Here is a 16,599-nt window from a genome sequence, read left to right as displayed (position 1 = left end):
CAAGGCGCTTGACCGGTGCCGCGGCCTGCTGCGCTGATGGCACATGACCCGCCTGCTGCTGATCGGCTGCGGCGCCTTCGGGCGCGTCCACCTGGCCGCGCTCGCGCGCCTCGGCCGGACGGCCCTGGTGCTGGAACCGGACCCCGCGGCGCGCGCCGCGGCGCCACCGGGCACGCGCTTCGCGGCGGGGCTGGCGGAAGGGCTGGCCGGCTGCGATGCCGCGATCCTCGCCACGCCGCCGGCCACCCATGTGCCGCTGGCGGAAGCGGTGCTGCGCGCCGGGCGGGACCTGTTCCTGGAAAAGCCGGCGACGGAAACCGCCGCGCAATCGGCCGCCCTGCACGCGCTGGCGGCTGGGCGCATCGTGCAGCTGGGCCTGTTCTTCCGCTTCCACCCGAAGGCGCAGGCGATCCACCGCCTGGCCCGCGCGGGCGGCTTCGGCCCGCTGCACCACCTCTCCGCCCGCATGTCGGGCCTGAAGCGGGCGCGCGGCGATTCCGGGGCGCTGCTGAACGATGCGGTGCATTTCGCCGACCTGCTGCCCTGGATCGCGGGCGAGGCGCCGACACACGTCTTCGCGATGCTGGCCGACCCGCTGCGGCGGGGGCGGGAGGATCTGGCGGTGATCCAGCTGCGCTTCGCCTCCGGCGCCACCGCCCTGATCGAGGCCGGCTGCGTGCTGCCGGGCGAGCACGCCGATGCCGTGGTGCCGGGGGCGGAGACGCGCAAGCTGCTGGCCGTGGCCGGCCGGGATGCGCTGGCGGAGGTGGATTTCATGGCGGAAACCCTGCGCCTGCGCCGCGGCCGCCACCGCCCGGCGGCGTCCGGCGCCTGGCTGCCGGACCACGCGCCGGCGGAGGATCTCGGCGCGCCGGCGCTGGATCCCGTCGGTGTCGTCGCGGCCCAGCTCGCTGCCTTCCTGCATGCGGTGGACACGCGAATCCCGCAGGGGCCGGATCTTTTCGAGGGCGGCGTGCTGCCGCTGCGGATACTGGACGCCGCGCGACGATCCGCGCATGAGAGGCGCGTGGAGGAGTTGTTCCCATAATGCGAATCGCGCTGTGCAACGAAGTGGTCGCGTCCCTGGACTTCGCCGAGCAGGCCCGGCTGGCCGCCGCGCTGGGCTATGACGGGCTGGAAGTGGCGCCCTTCACCCTCGATGCGGAAGCCCCGCACCTTCTGCCGAAGGCTCGCCGCGCGGAATTGCGGCGCATCGCGGAATCGGAAGGCGCGCCGATCACCTCCCTGCACTGGCTGCTGGTGGCGCCGGCGGGGCTTTCCATCACCAGCGCCGATTCCACCATCCGCACACAGACGCTGGATGTGATGCAGCGGCTGGTGGGGCTCGCCGCCGATCTGGGCGCGACGCTGCTGGTGCATGGCTCCCCGAAGCAGCGCCATTTGGCGGCGGAGGGCGATGCGGCGCGCGCGGAGGATGCCATGGCGCAGGCCGGCGCCTGGGCGGCGCAGCACGGCGTGACCTATTGCCTGGAACCGCTGGATGCCGGCCAGACCAACTGGGCGCGGACGGTGGCGGAAGCGGTGGAGATCGTCACCCGCATCGGCTCCCCCGGCCTGCGCACCATGCTGGATGTCAGCGCCGCGGGGAATGGCGAAGAGGACAGCGCAGCGACGCTGCTGCGGCGGCATATCCCCGGCGGGCAGATCGCGCATGTGCACCTGAACGACCGCAACCGCCGCGCGCCGGGCCAGGGCGGCGATCCGTTCCGGCCGGTGCTCGATGCGCTGCAGGATACGCGCTATGCTGGCTTCTGCGCGGTGGAACCCTTCGACTATCAGCCGGATGGCCGCACCAGCGCCGCGCGCGCCATCGGCTATCTGCGGGGGATCCTCGAGGCATGAGTCCACGCTTCACGCTGGTGGAGACCCAGCGCTTCGAATGGCCCTTCACGCTGCGCCTGCCCTTCCGCTTCGGCGTCATCACGGTGACGCAGGGCCGCCAGGCGGTGCTGCGCGCGCGCATCCGGCTGGCGGACGGCCGCGAAGCCTGGGGCATGGCGGCGGAGACACTGGCCGCCAAATGGTTCGACAAGGACCCGAAGCTGTCCGACGCGCAGAACGAACAGCAACTGCGCCGCGCGCTGGAACTGGCCGAACAGGCCAGCCTGGCGGCGGGCGCCGACACCGCCTTCGGCCATTTCGCCAACAGCTATGCGGCGGTGACGCGGGCGGCGGCGGCGGAAGCGCTGAACCCGCTGGTGGCCAGCTACGGCCGCGCGCTGCTGGACCGCGCCATGCTGGATGCGGTGCTGAAGGCGCAGGGCGTGTCCTTCTGGACCGGCATGCGCGGCAATATCGGCGGCATGGCGCCGCATGACGTGGTGCCGGATCTCGCCGGCTTCGATTTCACCGCACTGCTCGCAGGGCTGTCGCCGCTGCGGCAATTGCATGCGCGGCACACGGTGGGGCTGGTCGATCCCATCACGGCGGCGGATCAGGACAGCCGCGTGAATGACGGGCTGCCGGAGACGCTGGAGGAGGTGGCCACGGGCTACGGCCACCGCTACTGGAAGCTGAAGGTGGGCGGCAACATCGCCGCCGATGTGGACAGGCTGTCGCGCATCGCCGCCGTGCTGGACCGCGCCCATGGCGGCTACCACGCCAGCCTGGACGGCAATGAGCAGTACGAGGATGCGGAAGGTGCGCTGGCCTTGTGGCGCGCCATGCAGGCGGAACCGCGGCTGGCGCGGCTGTGCCGCTCCATCCTCTACATCGAGCAGCCGGTGAAGCGCGCCCGCGCGCTGGAGACGGGAATGGCCGCGCTGGCGGCGGAACGCCCCGTCATCATCGACGAAAGCGACGGCCCGCTGGATGCCTTCGTCACCGGCCGCGCGCTGGGCTATGCCGGCGTGTCCTCCAAGGCCTGCAAGGGCGTGTGGCGATCCGTGCTGAACCTGGCGCGCTGCCGCGCCTGGAACGCGGCAGAAGGGCGCGACCGCTACTTCATGTCGGCGGAGGATCTGACCACGCTCGCCGGTGTCTGCGTGCAGCAGGATCTGGCGCTGGTTGCCCTGCTCGGCCTGCCGCATGTCGAGCGCAACGGGCACCATTTCATCGATGGCTTCGCCGGCCGTCCGAAGGCGGAGGCCTACCGCTTCCTGGAAGCCCACCCCGACCTCTACGCCGATACGCCGCACGGCCCGCGGCTGGCGATCCGCAACGGGCTGCTCGACCTCGGCAGCCTGGAGACGCCCGGGCTGGGCGCGACGCAGGAGCCTGACTTCACGGCCATGGCGCCGATGCCCCGGGCCGCCTGGCCCAACTGAGTGGGAGAGACCGATGCGCCAGGACATCCTTGAGGCGATCCGCGCCTATGAGCCCGAACTGGTGGCAATCCGCCAGGACATCCACCGCCACCCGGAAACCCGCTTCGAGGAGCATCGCACCGCCGCCCTGGTCGCCGCGAAGCTGCGCGAATGGGGGATCGAGGTGACGGAGGGCATCGGCGGCACCGGCGTGGTCGGCACGCTGCAGGGCAGCCGGCCCGGCCAGCGCGCGATCGGGCTGCGCGCCGACATGGATGCGCTGTTCATCCAGGAGGAGAACGGCTTCGCCCATGCCTCCACCGTGCCCGGCAAGATGCATGCCTGCGGGCATGACGGGCATACCACCATGCTGCTCGGCGCGGCACGCTACCTGGCCGGCAAGCCGGATTTCGCCGGCACGGTGCGGTTCATCTTCCAGCCGGCGGAGGAGGCCGGCACGGGCGCGCCGGCGATGATCAAGGACGGGCTGTTCGACCGCTTTCCGGTCGATGCCGTCTATGGGTTGCACAATTCGCCGGGGCTGCCGGTGGGCCAGTTCGCGACGCGGCCGGGGCCGATGCTGGCGGGCGCCGATTTCTGGGGCGTGGAATTCCACGGCACCGGCGGCCATGGCGGCGCCGCGCCGCACCTGGCCACCGATGCGACGGTGGTGCTCGGCCAGTTCCTGCTGGCGGTGCACACCATCCTGCCGCGCAACCTGAAGCCCACCGCCAGCGCCGCGCTCTCCGTCGGCCATGTCTCCGGCGGCAGCTTCGACTCGCCGAATGTGATGCCATCCAAGGTCGTGGTGCGCGGCACCGCGCGGTATTTCGAGAAGGGCGACCAGGCCATCATCCGCGCGCGGCTGCACGCGCTGGCGGAGTCGCTTGCCACCGCGCAGGGCTGCACCGCCACCTTCACCTATGTGCCGCTCTGCCCGCCCACGGTGAATGCGGCGGAGAAGCTGCCGGTGGCCATCGCCGCCGCCGCCGCGGTGGTCGGCGCGGACAAGGTCGGCGAGGTCGGGCTCAGCACGGGCGGGGAGGATTTCGCCTTCATGCTGCAGGAAAAGCCCGGCGTCTTCATGCGCATCGGCAACGGCCTGAACGCCGATGGCAGCTTCCACAACGTCCACACGCCGCAATACGATTTCAACGACCAGATCCTGGCCCTCGGCGCCGCCTATTGGGCGAGCCTGGTCCAGCAGGAACTGGACTGGGCGGCGTGACTACCTGGCCGCCTGCCATTCGCGCACGGCATCCAGCGGCCAGAGCAGCATCAGCACGTTGAGGGTGAGGTTGTCGCGGATCACCAGCGCGACGCCGACCTCCATCGCCAGCAGCAGCGCGACGCTGGCCCAGACGGGCAGACGCGCGGCCAGGGCAAAGCCCAGCCACATGGCGGCAATGTCGAAGCCCGAATTCAGGACGCTGTCGCCGAAATAATCCAGCGCGATGGTCGCCTCGCGGTAGTGCCGGATCACCGCATCGGTGTTCTCGAGGATCTCCCAGGCCGCCTCCACCACCGTCGCGATCACGGCGCGCGGCAGCAGGCCGAGACGGCGCGCCACCAGATGCAGGGCGGCGTAGAAGATCAGGCCGTGCCCGATGTGCGACGGCGTGTACCAATCCGTGATGTGCTGCGAATTCTCGGCGCTGATGACCTCGCCATGCCACAGCTTGATGCTGCCGCATGTGCAGATCGGCTCCCGCCCCATCGCCAGCAGGATCAGCGCGGTGGCGACGAGCAGGCCGAGCAGGAGGACAAGCCAGGCCCAGCGGGGCAGCGCAGGCATGTGTCGAAGCCCTGAAGGTGCGGCCGCAGCGTGGCGATGCCGCGGCCGCCGTCAAGCGCCTCAGTTCACGGTGATCCGCGCCTCCCGCACCACGCGGCGCCACTTCGCCGTCTCCTCGCGCATCGTGGCGGCGAGTTCCTCCGGCGTGGAGGTCACGGCGTCGGCGCCGGCGGCGCGCAGGCGCTGCTGCACGCCGGGTTCGGCCAGCACCTCCCGCAGCACGGCGGAAAGGCGCTGCGTGGTCGCGGCCGGCAGCCCGGCCGGGGCCATCACGGCGCCCCAGGAGGTGGCCTGCGCATCGGCCAGACCGGCCTCGGCAAAGGTCGGCAGGTTGGGCAGCAGGGCGGAGCGCTTCGGGCCGGTAACCGCCAGCGCGCGCACCCGGCCGCCCTGGATCTGGCCAAGCGCGGAAGGCAGCTGGTCCAGCATCACCTGCACATTGCCCGCGACCGTGTCGTTCAGCGCCGGCGCGCTGCCGCGATACGGCACATGCTGCATCTCTACCCGCGCCACCATCTTGAACAGTTCCGGCACCAGATGGGTGGAGGAGCCATTGCCGCCGGAGCCGAAGGAGAGCGAATTCGGCCGCGCCCGCAGCAGCGCCAGGAACTCCGCCAGGTTCTGCGCCGGCACGGAGGGGTTCACGATCAGCACATGGTCGGTGGCGAAGGCCATGCCGATCGGCGTCAGATCGTTGGCCGGGCTGAAGGCCATGTTGGTGTAGAGATGCGGGTTGATGGTCAGCGTGCCGGTCGTGCCCATGAGGATGGTGTGGCCATCGGCAGCGCTGCGCACCACATTCTCCACGCCCACATTGCCGCCAGCGCCGGTGCGGTTCTCCACCGCGACCGGCTGGCCCAGCTTCTCCTGCATCCTGTCCGCAAGGACGCGCGCCACCACATCGGTGGCGCCGCCCGGCGGGAAGGGCACGACGAAGCGAAGCGGGCGCGTGGGTGCCCAGCCCTGGGCGAGTGCAGGGGTCGCGAGCGCGGTGCCGAGCAGGGCCCGGCGCGTGAGGCGGAAGCGGCTCATTCTTGTCTCTCCCGATTCTTGGTGATTCAGACGGCGGTGGCGTGACGTTCCTTCAGCAGCGGCAGCACCGCCTCCGGGTCCTGCTGCCACCAATGCCTGGACAGGATCTCGACCTCCGCGAAACTGTCGTAGCCCTGCGCTTCCACCATGCGGCGGATGGCGGGGATGTCGATGCAGCCTTCGCCGGGGATGCCGCGGTCGAACACCGTGTCGGTCGTCGGCACCTTCCAGTCGCAGACATGGAAGGCGGCGATGCGCGGTCCGGCGCGCTGGATCAGCGTCGCCAGCTGCGGGTCCCACCAGACGTGATAGACATCGAGCGCGATGCCCATGCCCGCGCCGAATTCGTCGCAGAGGTCCAGCGCCTGGCCGAGCGTGGACAGCACCGACCGATCCGCGCAGGTCATCGGGTGCAGCGGTTCCAGCGCGATGGTCACGCCGGCCGCCCGCGCATCCGGCAGGATCTTCGCCAGCCCCTCGCGCAGCATCTCGCGCGCGCCCGGCAGGTCCTTGGAGCCGGGCGGCAGGCCGCCGCCCAGCACCACCAGGCATTTCGCGCCGATCGCATGCGCCTCCGCGATGGCGCGGCGGTTGTCCTCGATGGCGGCATCGCGGCCGGCCTGGTCATGGGCCGGGAACATGCCGCCGCGGCAGAGGCCGGTGACGGTCAGGCCGGCATCGCGAATCTGCTTCGCCGCGCGCTCCACCCCCATGGCGCCGAGCACGTCGCGCCAGGGGGAGATGCCCGGAATGCCGTGGCGGGCGCAGCCCTCGATCAGCTCGGGCAGGCCCCATTTCTCCTTCACGGTGACCGAGTTCAGCGAGATCTGCATCAGGCGGCACCGTGCAAGGCGAGCAGGGTCTTCATGCGCGCCACCGCCATGTCCGGGTCGCGCAGCAGCCCGGCCTTGTCGGCCAGGCGGAACAGCTCGGAGAAGTGACGGATGCTGCGGGTGGATTGCTGGCCGCCGACCATGACGAAATGGTCCTGGTGGCCGTTCAGCCAGGCCATGAACACCACGCCGGTCTTGTAGAAGCGTGTCGGCGCCTTGAAGATGTGGCGCGACAGCGGGACGGTGGGCGCCAGGATGTCGTGGAAGGTGGCCAGGTCGTTCTTCGCGAGCGACGCCAGCGCGCCGCCCACCGCCGGTGCGATGGGGTCGAAGATGCCGAGCAGCGCGTCGGAATAGCCCTGGCCGTCACCCGCGATCAGTTCGGCGTAGTTGAAGTCGTCGCCGGTGTACATGCGCACGCCTTTCGGCAGGCGCCGGCGCATCGAAATCTCCTTCTGGTCGTCCAGCAGCGAGACCTTCACGCCATCCACCTTGTCCGCATGGGCGTGGATCACGGCCAGCGCCGTCTCCATCGCCGCCATGTGGTCGTGGTTGCCCCAATAGCCTTCCAGCGCGGGGTCGAACATCTCGCCCAGCCAGTGGATGATGACGGGCTGCTTCACCTGGGACAGGATGCGGTCATAGACCCGCTCGTAATCCGCCGGCGACTTCGCGGCCTTGGCCAGGGCGCGGGAGGCCATCAGGATGATGCGGCCGCCCATCGCCTCCACGGCGGAGCATTGCTCCTCATAGGCGCGGATCACGTCATCCACAGTGACATCGGGGCCGGGGGCCAGATGGTCCGTGCCGGCGCCGCTGGCCATCACCGCGCCGGGATGGTCCTGCATGGCGTCGAGCGAACGGCGAATGAGTTCCTGCGCCGCCACCCAATCCAGGCCCATGCCGCGCTGGGCGGTATCCATCGCCTCCGCCACGCCCAGGCCGAGCGACCACAGGTGCTTCCGGAACGCGATGGTGCGGTCCCAGTCGATTTTCGCGTCGAGCCAGGGGTCCTGCTCCGCCAATGTGTCCGCCACCACATGTGCGGCGGCCAGCGCGACGCGGGGGAAGGGCGGCGTCGCCGTGGCGAAATCGCGCGGGCCCTGCAGCGTGTAGTCGCCCTCGGGAAGCTTGATCGTCGGCATGGCTCAGACCTCCAGCTTCGGCAGGTCGATCCAGCGGCGCTCCGCCCAGGATTGCAGGCCGGCTTCCGCCAGCTGCACGCCCTTGGCGCCCGCCAGCAGGTCCCACGGATACTCCGCGACGTCGCCCGCCAGGTATTTGAAGAACAATTCCCACTGCACCCGGAAGCCGTTCGGCATCGGCTGCGTGTCCGGGATTTCCTGCCAGCCCTCGTAGAAGTTGATCGGCTGGGGCGTGTCCGGGCTCCAGACCGGCTTCGGTGTGTTCACGCGGGACTGCGTCCAGCATTTCTGCAGCCCGGCTACGGCGCTGCCATGCGTGCCGTCCACCTGGAAGGTCACCAGGTCGTCGCGGCGGACGCGCGTCACCCAGCTGGAATTGATATGCGCGATCACGCCGCCTTCGAGCTGGAAGGTCGCATAGGCTGCATCATCCGCATCGGCCTGATAGGCCTTGCCCTGCTCATCGATGCGCGTCGGGATATGCGTGGCGCCCAGGCAGGACACGCTCTCGACATTGCCGAACAGATTGTCCAGCACGTAGCGCCAGTGGCAGAGCATATCGAGGATGATGCCGCCGCCCTCATCCTTCTTGTAGTTCCACGAGGGCCGCTGCGCGGGCTGCAGGTCGCCCTCGAACACCCAGTAGCCGAATTCGCCCTTCACGCTGAGGATCTTGCCGAAGAAGCCGCTGTCGATCGCCATCTTCAGCTTGCGCAGGCCGGGCAGGAACAGCTTGTCCTGCACCACGCCGGCCTTGATGCCCTTTTCCTTCGCCAGCCGCGCGACGGCCATCGCATCGGCCAGGCTGTCGGCGGTCGGCTTCTCGCAGTAGATGTCCTTGCCGGCGTGGATCGCCTTGGTCAGCAGCCCGGCGCGCATCTGCGTCGTCGCCGCATCGAAGAACAGCGTGTCGTCCGGATCGGCCAGGCAGGCATCGAGGTCCGTCGAGACGCGGGAAATGCCATGCGCGCGGGCCAGCGCCTCCAGCTTCTCCCGGTTGCGGCCGACCAGGATCGGGTCGGGCATCACCCGGTCGCCATTCGCCAGCACCACGCCGCCATCCTTGCGGATCGCCGCGATGGAGCGGATCAGGTGCTGGTTCATGCCCATGCGCCCGGTGACGCCGTTCATGATGAGGCCGATGCGGCGTTCCGCCATGTCGCAAAAATCCTTCAGGAGAGCCAGGTGTTGAGGTTCGCGCGGACGAAGGCGTCGTCCGTCAGATGCGGGTAGCGTTGCGCCACCGCGGTCAGCAGTTCGGACTGGCCGGGTGACAGGCCCTCATCCGGGTCCAGGCACCAGATGCCGTCCAGCAGGCCCTGGCGGCGGAGGATCTCGTGGCAGCCGGCGATCACGCCGTGGAAGTTGTGCGCCACGTCGAAGACGGCGGCGTTCATCTCCGTCACCTGCGCATCCAGCGCCAGCAAGGCGGGCGTGGCGTCGGCGCCGCGGCAGCGCGCGTGCAGGTCCACCGCCGCGCGGGTCCAGACGCTCCAATGCCCCAGCAGCCCGCCCAGGATGCGCAGCGGCTTCTCGGCGCCGGCCAGCGCGAAGGGCGTCAGCAGATCGGCCACGATGTGATCGTCATTGCCGGTGTAGAGCGCGATGCGGTCCTGCGCGCCGGCCTCCAGCACGCCGCGCAGCACGTCCAGCGTGGCGTAGCGGTCGAAGGGCGCCATCTTGATGGCGATGACATTCTCGATGGCGGCGAACCGGCGCCAGAAGGACAGCTTCAGGGGCACGCCGCCGACGGCCGGCTGCAGGTAGAAGCCGAAGACCGGCATCTCCGCCGCGACCGCCTGGCAATGGGCGATGATCTCGTCCTCGGAGGCGCCCTTCCAGGCGGCCAGGCTCAGCAGCGCGGCGTGGTAGCCGAGGCCGCGGGCGATCCGCGCCTCCCGCACCGCCTGTTCGGTGCGGCCGATGGCGCCGGCGACCAGGATGGGCGCCTCGTCCCGTTCCGTCGCCGCTTCGGCGGCCAGCGACAGCACCGTCTCGAACAGCCCGACCTGGCGGATGGCGAATTGCGTGGTGTGGACGCCCACCGCCAGGCCGCCGGCGCCGGCCGCCAGATAGTAGCGGGACAGCGCCCGTTGGCGCAGCGTGTCCAATTCCCGCCGCGCGTTCAGCGCCAGCGGATGCGCCGGGATGGCACAGCCATGCCGCAGCCGCGCGAGGACGCTCCCCGGCCAATCCTGCCAGCGCAGACCCACCTGAGTTTCCCCCCGAAGCAGTAACCAGACGGTTACTTTGTCGCGGGCCAGGGCTCAGGTCAAGGCCGCAGATAGCCCAGCACGAACTCGGAAATATGGGCCTCCCGCGCCGCGATCGCGGCCTCGGTGCCCAGCGGGGTGCCGAAGATGGTCGACAGGGTGTGGCGGTTGGCGACGTAGAAATGGCCCAGCGCCAGGATCGAGATGTAGAGCTGCATCGCATCCACCCCGCCGCGGAACACGCCGGAAGCGGCGCCGCGCTCCAGCACCGTGGTCAGCGCCGCCAGCATCGGCGAATACAGCGCCGGCACCTGTTCGGACCGGCTGAGATAGGCGGCGCGGTGCAGGTTCTCCTGGTTCAGCAGGGCCACGAATTCGGGGTGGCGGCTCGTGTAGCGCAGGTTGAAGGCCACCAGCCGCACCATCGCCTCCAGCGGCGGCAGGCTGTCCACCGACAGCTCCCGCTCCTCCTCCCGCTTGGCGGCATAGGCGCGTTCCAGCACCGTCAGCCACAGCTCCTCCTTGCTGCCGAAATAGGCGTAGAGCATGCGCTTATTGGCGCCGGCCCGCGCCGCGATCTCATCCACCCGGCTGCCGGCCATGCCCTTCTCGGCGAATTCCACCAGGGCGGCGTCCAGGATGCGCTGGCGCGTGGCGCGGGCGCGGGCGGAAAGCTGCGCCTCGGCGCGGAGGGCCGGGCTAGAAGCGGCCATCCCGGACCTCGAACTTCGTCGCCTTGCCCAGCGCCCGGCCGCCGGCCGCCACCCAATCCGCCACCCAATCCACCAGGGTCAGCAGCGGCACGGTCGGGTAGCCGAATGTCTGGAAGGCGCGGGCGGCGTTGGACAGCAGGGCGGTCGGCGCCTCCTCCCCGGCGAATTCCGGCGTGCGGTCCAGCCGCTGCGCGAATTGCCGGGCCAGCCAGCGGATCGAGACGGTCTCCGGCCCCGTCACGTTCAGGATCGGGCAGGTGGCCTCCGCACGGGCCAGGGCGCGCAGGGTCCAGGCATTGGCATCGCCCTGCCAGATCACATTGGCATGGCCCATGGCCAGCGGCACCGGCGTGCCCGCCAGCACCTTCGTCGCGACGTCATGCAGCACGCCGTAGCGCAGGTCGATCGCGTAGTTCAGCCGGATGCCGAAGCAGCACGTGCCGCGGGTGGCGGCCGCATGCTGGAAGGCGCGTTCCCGGCCGAGGCAACTCGCCGCATAATCGCCGATCGGCGATGGTGCGGCGTCCTCATCCGGCGCCGGCCCGTTCACCGGCCACATCGGCTGCACATTGCCGGTGGAGAAGAAGACGATGCGCGAGGCCGCCCAGCGTGCTGCAACGCGCGCCGGCAGCTGGACGTTCATCGCCCAGGTCAGCGCCTCATTTCCGTTAGAGCCGAACTTCATCGCCGCCATGAAGACCACGTTCGGGGCATCGGGCAGCGCGGCCAGCGCCGCGTCGTCCAGCAGGTCGGCCGCCAGGCATTCGATGCCCCAGCTTTCCATCCGCGCACGAAGCCCGGCCTCGGACCAGCGCGCCACGGCGATGACCCGCCGCGCCGGGTCCGCCCGCCTGGCCAGGCGGCACAGCGTCGGCCCCATCTTGCCGGCGGCGCCGAGCACCAGGATGTCCCCCGGCACCTGGGCCAGGTCGGCCAACAGCGCCGGGTCGGGCCGCGACATCACCTCCTCCAGCGTCGCCTCATCCGCGATGCGCCGTGGCAGATCGCCCATGGTTCCCCTCCCGCCCATATCGGGCCAGCATCGCGGCTGGCCGCGTCCGGCAGCATGGCGGTGACCCCGGCCGGCGCCAAGACCGCCACATTGAGGAGACACGCCATGAGCTGGCAGGAAAGCCTGCGCTACCCCGACCCCGCCATCCGCACCCTGGACCCGGCCTTCACCAAGCTGCGCCTGCCGCTGAGCTCGGTCGAGCGGCTCTGGACCGGCAGCCGCTGGGGCGAGGGCCCCGTCTGGCTGGGCGACCAGCGCTGCCTGCTGTGGTCGGACATCCCCAACAACCGCGTGCTGCGCTGGGATGAGGAGACGGGCGCCGTCACCCATTTCCGCAAGCCGTCGGGCAATGCCAATGGCCATACGCGGGACCGCCAGGGCCGTATCATCGCCTGCGAGCATGGCGGCCGGCGCGTCATCCGCATCGAGTATGATGGCGCGATCACCGTGATCGCGGACAGTTTCGAGGGCAAGCGCCTGAACAGCCCGAACGACGTGGTGGTGAAATCCGATGGCAGCATCTGGTTCACCGACCCGCCCTTCGGCATCGGCGGCTTCTACGAGGGCGAGAAAGCCACGCCCGAACTGCCGCACACCAACGTCTATCGCGTCGATGGCGACTCGGGAAAAATCACGCTGGTGGCGGATGACGTGGACCATCCGAACGGCCTGGCCTTCAGCCCCGACGAATCGATCCTCTACGTCATCGAGAGCCGGTCGGAGCCGCGCAACATCCTGGCCTATGACTGCGCCGGCGCCACGCTCAGCAACCGCCGCGTCTTCGTCGCCTGCGCGACGGGCGAGACACCGGACGGCTTCCGCGTGGATGTCGACGGCAACCTCTGGTGCGGCTGGGGCATGGGCGGGCCGGGCATGGATGGCGTGAAGGTGTTCAACGCCGCCGGCACGCCGATCGGCTTCATCGACCTGCCGGAACGCTGCGCCAATGTCTGCTTCGGCGGGCGGCACCGGAACCGGCTGTTCATGGCGGCCGCGCATTCGCTCTACAGCCTGTTCGTCAACACCCAGGGGGCGCCGGGCGGATGAGAGCGGCGCTGGCCTTCGTCCTGGTGGCGCTGGGCTTCGCGCTGGCGGCCACCGGGGGGCTGGCGCTGTTCAGCATCGCGACGGGGTGGGAGATCCGCACCAAGTCCACCGCCGGCAGGCCGGGGCTGCTGGTGCCGACGGATCTCGATTTTGCCCTGGTCTTCAGCGGCATCGGACTGGTGCTGCTGGGGCTGGGGTGGCTCGTCGGGCGGCGTCGCTAGAGCCGCTTCACCGCCAGCGAAGACGGTGAAACGGCTCCAGCCCATTGTTTCGACGCATTTTCCGAGTCGCCTTGCGAGGCCGCAAGGCTTGAAAATGCTCTACTCGTCCCGCAGCCAGGCCGGGGGCCAGTCCGCCAATTCATCGACCGCCTGGTCGGCAGCCATGACAGAGTAGGGGAAATCGGGCAGGTAGGGGTTCAGCCGCAGCCGCAGCACCTCACCCTCCTGCTCCGTCTGCCAGGGGAACAGCGCATCGCCGGTGGCCCTCCAGCGCAGCGGCAGGGCGCGGCGCCGCAGCGCCAGGCGCTGCCGCCAGGCCGCCACCAGCGCCAGGAAGGCGGCGCGGTCCAGCTCATCCAGATCCACCGATCCTTCCCGCAGGCGGGTGTACAGGGCGTGGGTCGGCAGGAAGGCGCCGGTGGCCGGGTGCATCGCCCGCACGCCCAAGGCGCCCTCCGCGTTCCGAACCTGCATCACCGGCCGGCCGGCCAGGGCGAAGTAGCGATCCGGCACCCATTCCATGGCCATGCCGCCACCCTGCCCGGCCCGCCGGGGCCGGGGCAAGCGGCGCGACACGGCATGCAACACGGCCGCACGAATCGGGCGGTAAGGTGGAGGCTGTTCGGAGAGGAGCCAGCATGGGGCCGGGTGTTCTCGTGGCGGCCGGGGCCGCGGCGCTGCTGTATCTGGCCGTGATCCACCGCGCCGCCGCGCGGCACCGGGCGCGCCGCCGTCGGGGCGAGGCGCAGCACCTGGCCGCGCGAATCCTTGCCCCGCGGCAGGACACCAGCCTGGCGCAGGAAGCCGGGCTGCTGCTGCGCCGGCTGCGCGGCCTGGTGGATGACCAGCCCCGCGCCCTGCCACTGCTGGCCGCCATCCTGGCCGGTGGGTTGCTGCTGGTCCCGGCGCTGGACCCGATCCTGGACGACCCGATGCTCCTGCCCGCGCCGCTGCCGCTGCCGGGCTGGCTGAAGGCGATCTGGGCCGGGGGCGTGCTGCTGCTGGTGGTCGGTCATGCCGCCTGGGTGTTCCTGAACGCGCCGCGCTGCCTCAGCCGGCAGTGGCTGCTGCTGCACCCGGATGGCGCCATCACCGCCCGCGGCGCCGCCCTGCCCCGCTTCGACCCCGCCCGTCCGGTGCGGGTCTTCGACGGCATCGCGATGCCGGCGCGGGACAGCCAGCCGGAAGGCTGGGCGGCGGGGGCGGTGCTGGCGCAGGATGAACGCGTAGCCGCCTTCGTCACCAACCCGCATCCGCCCGGTGCCGGCGATCTGCGCCGCCTGGCGCGCACGCCGCCGGGCTGGTGGCGGGTGGAACTGGCGCCGGACCCTGCCGGATTCGACCGCTTCCTGCGCCGCCACTACCCAGCCGGCCAGCGCGCGGTGGCGCCGGGCTGGCCGCCATGACCCCTGCCAGAGGAGTGCTTCGCATGACGCCTCGCCGTCCCCTTCTCGCCCTGCTGCTCGCCGGCACCGCCCTGGCCTCGCCGCAGGCCGCGGAACTGCCGGTCCGGGCCGTGACGCTGTCCTCCGCCGGGCTGGCGCAGGTGGAACGCGCCGGGCCGGTGGCGCCGGACGCCGATGCCCTCACCTTCCGCGTCCCGCTGGCGGATGTGGACGACCTGCTGCGCTCCCTGGTGGTGGCGGACCCCGCGGGAAGGGTGGAGGGGCTGCGCCTGCCGGCCCAGGACCTGGCGGCGGAAGCCTTCCGCGGCCTGCCGGTGAAGCCCGGGGATTTCGCCAGCCGCGCCACCCTGCTGAACGCGCTGCGCGGCCAGCGCGTGGCGGTGGGAGAGGTGGAGGGCCGCATCGCGGGGGCGGAGGAAGCGGAGCCCGGGCTGCGGCTGACGCTGGTTTCCGCCACCGGCCTGCGCAGCCTGGCGCTCGGCCCGCATGACGAGGTGCGGCTGCGGGATGCCGCGCTGGCCGCCCGCCTGGCCCGCGCGGCGGACGCGCTCGCCGGCGCGCTGGATGCCGGTACGCGGGAGATCACCGTGGCGCTGCGCCCCGGCGCCGGCGCGGCGCGCCAGGTGGCGCTGAGCTATGTGGCCGGGGCGCCGCTGTGGAAACCCTCCTGGCGCCTGGCGGTGCCGGGCTTTGGTGAACGGGGTGCGACGGCGCGGCTGGTCGGCTGGGCGGTGGTGGAAAACCATGGCGGCACGGATTGGCAGGATATCCGCCTTTCCCTGGTCTCCGGCGAGGCCGCCGCCTTCCGCCAGCCGATCTACACGCCGGTGCTGCTGCCGCGCCGCCTGCTGCCGGTGCAGGGCAGCGCGCCGGTGGCGGTGCAGGCCGATACCGGCGGCCGCCCGGTGCCGCCGCCCCCGCCACGCCGGGCGGAGGCGACCCGCGGCTTCGCCCCGGCGCCCGCCGCCGCCATGCCGGCGCCGCTGGCCCTGGCGGAAGCACCGCCCGCGGTGGCGGAGGCGGTGGCCGCGGCCTCGCTGGGCCGGGTCAGCTTCACCCTGGCCGATCCGGTGACGATTCGCGCCGGGGAGACGGCGAATGTCCCCTTCCTGGACGCGCGCCTGCCGGCGGAGCGGATCTGGTGGCTGCAGGACCTCGGCGCGCGCCACCCGCTGCAGGCGGTGCGCCTGGCCAACACCACGCCGCACGCCCTGCCCGGCGGGCTGGCCACCGTGTTCGGCAGCGCCGGGGCGGAGGCGGGCGCCTTCCTGGGCGATGCGGAACTGCGCGGCCTGCCGCCGGGGGAAAGCCGCATCCTGGCCTTCGCCCGCGACCCCGGGGTGCAGGCCACGGCGGCGCAGCGGGGGGAGAGCCTGCCGGTGGGCGTGGCGCTGCGCCGCGGCTTCGTGCAGGTGATGCTGCGCCTGACCCATACGGTGACGCTGGCGGTGGACCCCGGCACGGCCAGCGGCCTCCTGGTGCTGGACCTGCCGGCCCGGGGCGGGGAGACGCCGCGCTTCACCCCCGCCGCACAGGGCGATTTCGGCCTGCGGGTGGAGGCCCGGCTGGAAGCCCGCCCCACCACCCTGGACTATGGGTGGGAACGCGACGGCCAGCAGCAGATCCCGCTGTGGGACGTGGCGCTGGCGGAGCCGCTGCCGCCCGCCTGGCGCGACCTGGCCCTGGCACGCGACACGCTGCGCCTGCCCGGCGGGCAGGACCGGCTGGCGGCGCTGCGCGGCCTGCTGGACCGCCTGCCCCAGGCGGCGCCGGGGCGTGCCGGGCTGGAGGCGCTGGTGGCCGAATTCGCCGAGGCGCGCCGCCTGATGGACGCCTTCCGCGAGGCCGCCCGCGCCCATGAAGCGGCGGAGGCGGCGCTGGCGCGCGCCCGCCAGGCGCTGGAGGACCGCAGCGGC

The 16,599-nt window shown here is 71.5% G+C and carries 17 protein-coding genes; 8 read left to right on the top strand and 9 right to left on the bottom strand.

All coding sequences use genetic code 11. The features are described from left to right. Nucleotides 1–43 precede the first annotated feature (43 nt). The 4 genes from HEQ75_RS17830 to HEQ75_RS17815 are packed head-to-tail and all read left to right on the top strand — an operon-like array spanning nucleotide 44 to nucleotide 4,494. Nucleotides 44–1,048: a Gfo/Idh/MocA family oxidoreductase gene (locus HEQ75_RS17830; RefSeq protein WP_168033158.1), complete on the top strand. Its 1,005-nt coding sequence runs from the start codon at nucleotides 44–46 to the stop codon at nucleotides 1,046–1,048. Further along, nucleotides 1,048–1,863, top strand: a complete 816-nt coding sequence (locus HEQ75_RS17825) for a sugar phosphate isomerase/epimerase family protein (RefSeq protein WP_168033156.1) — start codon at nucleotides 1,048–1,050, stop codon at nucleotides 1,861–1,863. Before HEQ75_RS17830 ends, HEQ75_RS17825 begins: the two co-directional genes overlap by 1 nt. Next, nucleotides 1,860–3,287 (top strand): enolase-like domain-containing protein, encoded by a 1,428-nt coding sequence (locus tag HEQ75_RS17820; protein WP_168033154.1) that lies wholly within the window; start codon nucleotides 1,860–1,862, stop codon nucleotides 3,285–3,287. The genes HEQ75_RS17825 and HEQ75_RS17820 overlap by 4 nt, the downstream gene beginning before the upstream one ends. A 13-nt stretch (nucleotides 3,288–3,300) precedes the next feature. Next, nucleotides 3,301–4,494, top strand: a complete 1,194-nt coding sequence (locus HEQ75_RS17815; RefSeq protein ID WP_168033152.1) for an amidohydrolase — start codon at nucleotides 3,301–3,303, stop codon at nucleotides 4,492–4,494. Here the strand turns inward: HEQ75_RS17815 and HEQ75_RS17810 are convergent, their stop codons facing one another. From HEQ75_RS17810 to HEQ75_RS17775, 8 genes are read right to left on the bottom strand one after another with little or no spacing between them, the layout of a single operon-like run. Continuing rightward, entirely contained in the window at nucleotides 4,495–5,061 is a 567-nt protein-coding gene (locus HEQ75_RS17810; protein ID WP_168033150.1) for a DUF2585 family protein, read from the bottom strand. A gap of 60 nt (nucleotides 5,062–5,121) precedes the next feature. Beyond that, nucleotides 5,122–6,093, bottom strand: a complete 972-nt coding sequence (locus tag HEQ75_RS17805; protein WP_168033148.1) for a Bug family tripartite tricarboxylate transporter substrate binding protein — start codon at nucleotides 6,091–6,093, stop codon at nucleotides 5,122–5,124. A 26-nt stretch (nucleotides 6,094–6,119) separates the two neighbouring features. Then, nucleotides 6,120–6,926, bottom strand: coding sequence for a sugar phosphate isomerase/epimerase family protein (locus tag HEQ75_RS17800; RefSeq protein ID WP_168033146.1), 807 nt, complete (start codon nucleotides 6,924–6,926; stop codon nucleotides 6,120–6,122). After that, on the bottom strand, nucleotides 6,926–8,071 hold the full coding sequence (locus HEQ75_RS17795; RefSeq protein ID WP_168033144.1) for a dihydrodipicolinate synthase family protein: 1,146 nt from the start codon (nucleotides 8,069–8,071) through the stop codon (nucleotides 6,926–6,928). Before HEQ75_RS17795 ends, HEQ75_RS17800 begins: the two co-directional genes overlap by 1 nt. 3 nt (nucleotides 8,072–8,074) lie before the next feature. Continuing rightward, nucleotides 8,075–9,229, bottom strand: a complete 1,155-nt coding sequence (locus HEQ75_RS17790) for a Gfo/Idh/MocA family protein (protein WP_168033142.1) — start codon at nucleotides 9,227–9,229, stop codon at nucleotides 8,075–8,077. A 14-nt stretch (nucleotides 9,230–9,243) separates the two neighbouring features. After that, entirely contained in the window at nucleotides 9,244–10,284 is a 1,041-nt protein-coding gene (locus HEQ75_RS17785; RefSeq protein ID WP_168033140.1) for a dihydrodipicolinate synthase family protein, read from the bottom strand. A gap of 59 nt (nucleotides 10,285–10,343) precedes the next feature. Next, on the bottom strand, nucleotides 10,344–10,997 hold the full coding sequence (locus HEQ75_RS17780; RefSeq protein ID WP_168033138.1) for a TetR/AcrR family transcriptional regulator: 654 nt from the start codon (nucleotides 10,995–10,997) through the stop codon (nucleotides 10,344–10,346). Next, nucleotides 10,984–12,009, bottom strand: coding sequence for an NAD-dependent epimerase/dehydratase family protein (locus tag HEQ75_RS17775; RefSeq protein WP_168033136.1), 1,026 nt, complete (start codon nucleotides 12,007–12,009; stop codon nucleotides 10,984–10,986). The genes HEQ75_RS17780 and HEQ75_RS17775 overlap by 14 nt, the downstream gene beginning before the upstream one ends. 105 nt (nucleotides 12,010–12,114) lie before the next feature. Here HEQ75_RS17775 and HEQ75_RS17770 point away from each other — a divergent pair, with 105 nt between their 5' ends. After that, the gene (locus HEQ75_RS17770) at nucleotides 12,115–13,056 is read left to right on the top strand and encodes an SMP-30/gluconolactonase/LRE family protein (RefSeq protein ID WP_168033134.1); all 942 of its coding nucleotides are present in this window, start codon (nucleotides 12,115–12,117) and stop codon (nucleotides 13,054–13,056) included. After that, complete coding sequence (locus HEQ75_RS17765) at nucleotides 13,053–13,277, top strand: hypothetical protein (protein WP_168033132.1); 225 nt, start codon at nucleotides 13,053–13,055, stop codon at nucleotides 13,275–13,277. Before HEQ75_RS17770 ends, HEQ75_RS17765 begins: the two co-directional genes overlap by 4 nt. A 99-nt stretch (nucleotides 13,278–13,376) precedes the next feature. On the opposite strand, the gene HEQ75_RS17760 is transcribed toward HEQ75_RS17765, so the two are convergent. Then, complete coding sequence (locus HEQ75_RS17760) at nucleotides 13,377–13,805, bottom strand: hypothetical protein (RefSeq protein WP_168033130.1); 429 nt, start codon at nucleotides 13,803–13,805, stop codon at nucleotides 13,377–13,379. 110 nt (nucleotides 13,806–13,915) lie between these two features. On the opposite strand from HEQ75_RS17760, the gene HEQ75_RS17755 reads away from it, so the two are divergent. Together HEQ75_RS17755 and HEQ75_RS17750 are read left to right on the top strand one after the other, a co-directional pair. Next, nucleotides 13,916–14,683 (top strand): hypothetical protein, encoded by a 768-nt coding sequence (locus HEQ75_RS17755; protein ID WP_168033128.1) that lies wholly within the window; start codon nucleotides 13,916–13,918, stop codon nucleotides 14,681–14,683. A gap of 23 nt (nucleotides 14,684–14,706) precedes the next feature. Continuing rightward, the coding region (locus tag HEQ75_RS17750; protein ID WP_168033126.1) for a DUF4139 domain-containing protein at nucleotides 14,707–16,599 on the top strand (1,893 nt) is incomplete at its 3' end.

The sequence above is a fragment of the Falsiroseomonas selenitidurans genome, assembly GCF_012103215.1.
In the GTDB taxonomy this organism is placed as follows: domain Bacteria; phylum Pseudomonadota; class Alphaproteobacteria; order Acetobacterales; family Acetobacteraceae; genus Falsiroseomonas; species Falsiroseomonas selenitidurans.
The sequence above is the reverse complement of the archived record's forward strand: the minus strand, read 5'-3'. Positions and strand labels throughout refer to the sequence as shown.

Excerpts from the sequence above, each read along its gene's own strand:
- HEQ75_RS17780 (WP_168033138.1), bottom strand. The coding sequence starts at position 10,997 with ATGGCCGCTTCTAGCCCGGCCCTCCGCGCCGAGGCGCAGCTTTCCGCC.
- HEQ75_RS17810 (WP_168033150.1), bottom strand. The coding sequence starts at position 5,061 with ATGCCTGCGCTGCCCCGCTGGGCCTGGCTTGTCCTCCTGCTCGGCCTG.
- HEQ75_RS17770 (WP_168033134.1), top strand. The coding sequence starts at position 12,115 with ATGAGCTGGCAGGAAAGCCTGCGCTACCCCGACCCCGCCATCCGCACC.
- HEQ75_RS17775 (WP_168033136.1), bottom strand. The coding sequence starts at position 12,009 with ATGGGCGATCTGCCACGGCGCATCGCGGATGAGGCGACGCTGGAGGAG.
- HEQ75_RS17820 (WP_168033154.1), top strand. The coding sequence starts at position 1,860 with ATGAGTCCACGCTTCACGCTGGTGGAGACCCAGCGCTTCGAATGGCCC.
- HEQ75_RS17755 (WP_168033128.1), top strand. The coding sequence starts at position 13,916 with ATGGGGCCGGGTGTTCTCGTGGCGGCCGGGGCCGCGGCGCTGCTGTAT.
- HEQ75_RS17825 (WP_168033156.1), top strand. The coding sequence starts at position 1,048 with ATGCGAATCGCGCTGTGCAACGAAGTGGTCGCGTCCCTGGACTTCGCC.
- HEQ75_RS17795 (WP_168033144.1), bottom strand. The coding sequence starts at position 8,071 with ATGCCGACGATCAAGCTTCCCGAGGGCGACTACACGCTGCAGGGCCCG.
- HEQ75_RS17760 (WP_168033130.1), bottom strand. The coding sequence starts at position 13,805 with ATGGCCATGGAATGGGTGCCGGATCGCTACTTCGCCCTGGCCGGCCGG.
- HEQ75_RS17800 (WP_168033146.1), bottom strand. The coding sequence starts at position 6,926 with ATGCAGATCTCGCTGAACTCGGTCACCGTGAAGGAGAAATGGGGCCTG.
- HEQ75_RS17765 (WP_168033132.1), top strand. The coding sequence starts at position 13,053 with ATGAGAGCGGCGCTGGCCTTCGTCCTGGTGGCGCTGGGCTTCGCGCTG.
- HEQ75_RS17790 (WP_168033142.1), bottom strand. The coding sequence starts at position 9,229 with ATGGCGGAACGCCGCATCGGCCTCATCATGAACGGCGTCACCGGGCGC.
- HEQ75_RS17805 (WP_168033148.1), bottom strand. The coding sequence starts at position 6,093 with ATGAGCCGCTTCCGCCTCACGCGCCGGGCCCTGCTCGGCACCGCGCTC.
- HEQ75_RS17815 (WP_168033152.1), top strand. The coding sequence starts at position 3,301 with ATGCGCCAGGACATCCTTGAGGCGATCCGCGCCTATGAGCCCGAACTG.
- HEQ75_RS17830 (WP_168033158.1), top strand. The coding sequence starts at position 44 with ATGACCCGCCTGCTGCTGATCGGCTGCGGCGCCTTCGGGCGCGTCCAC.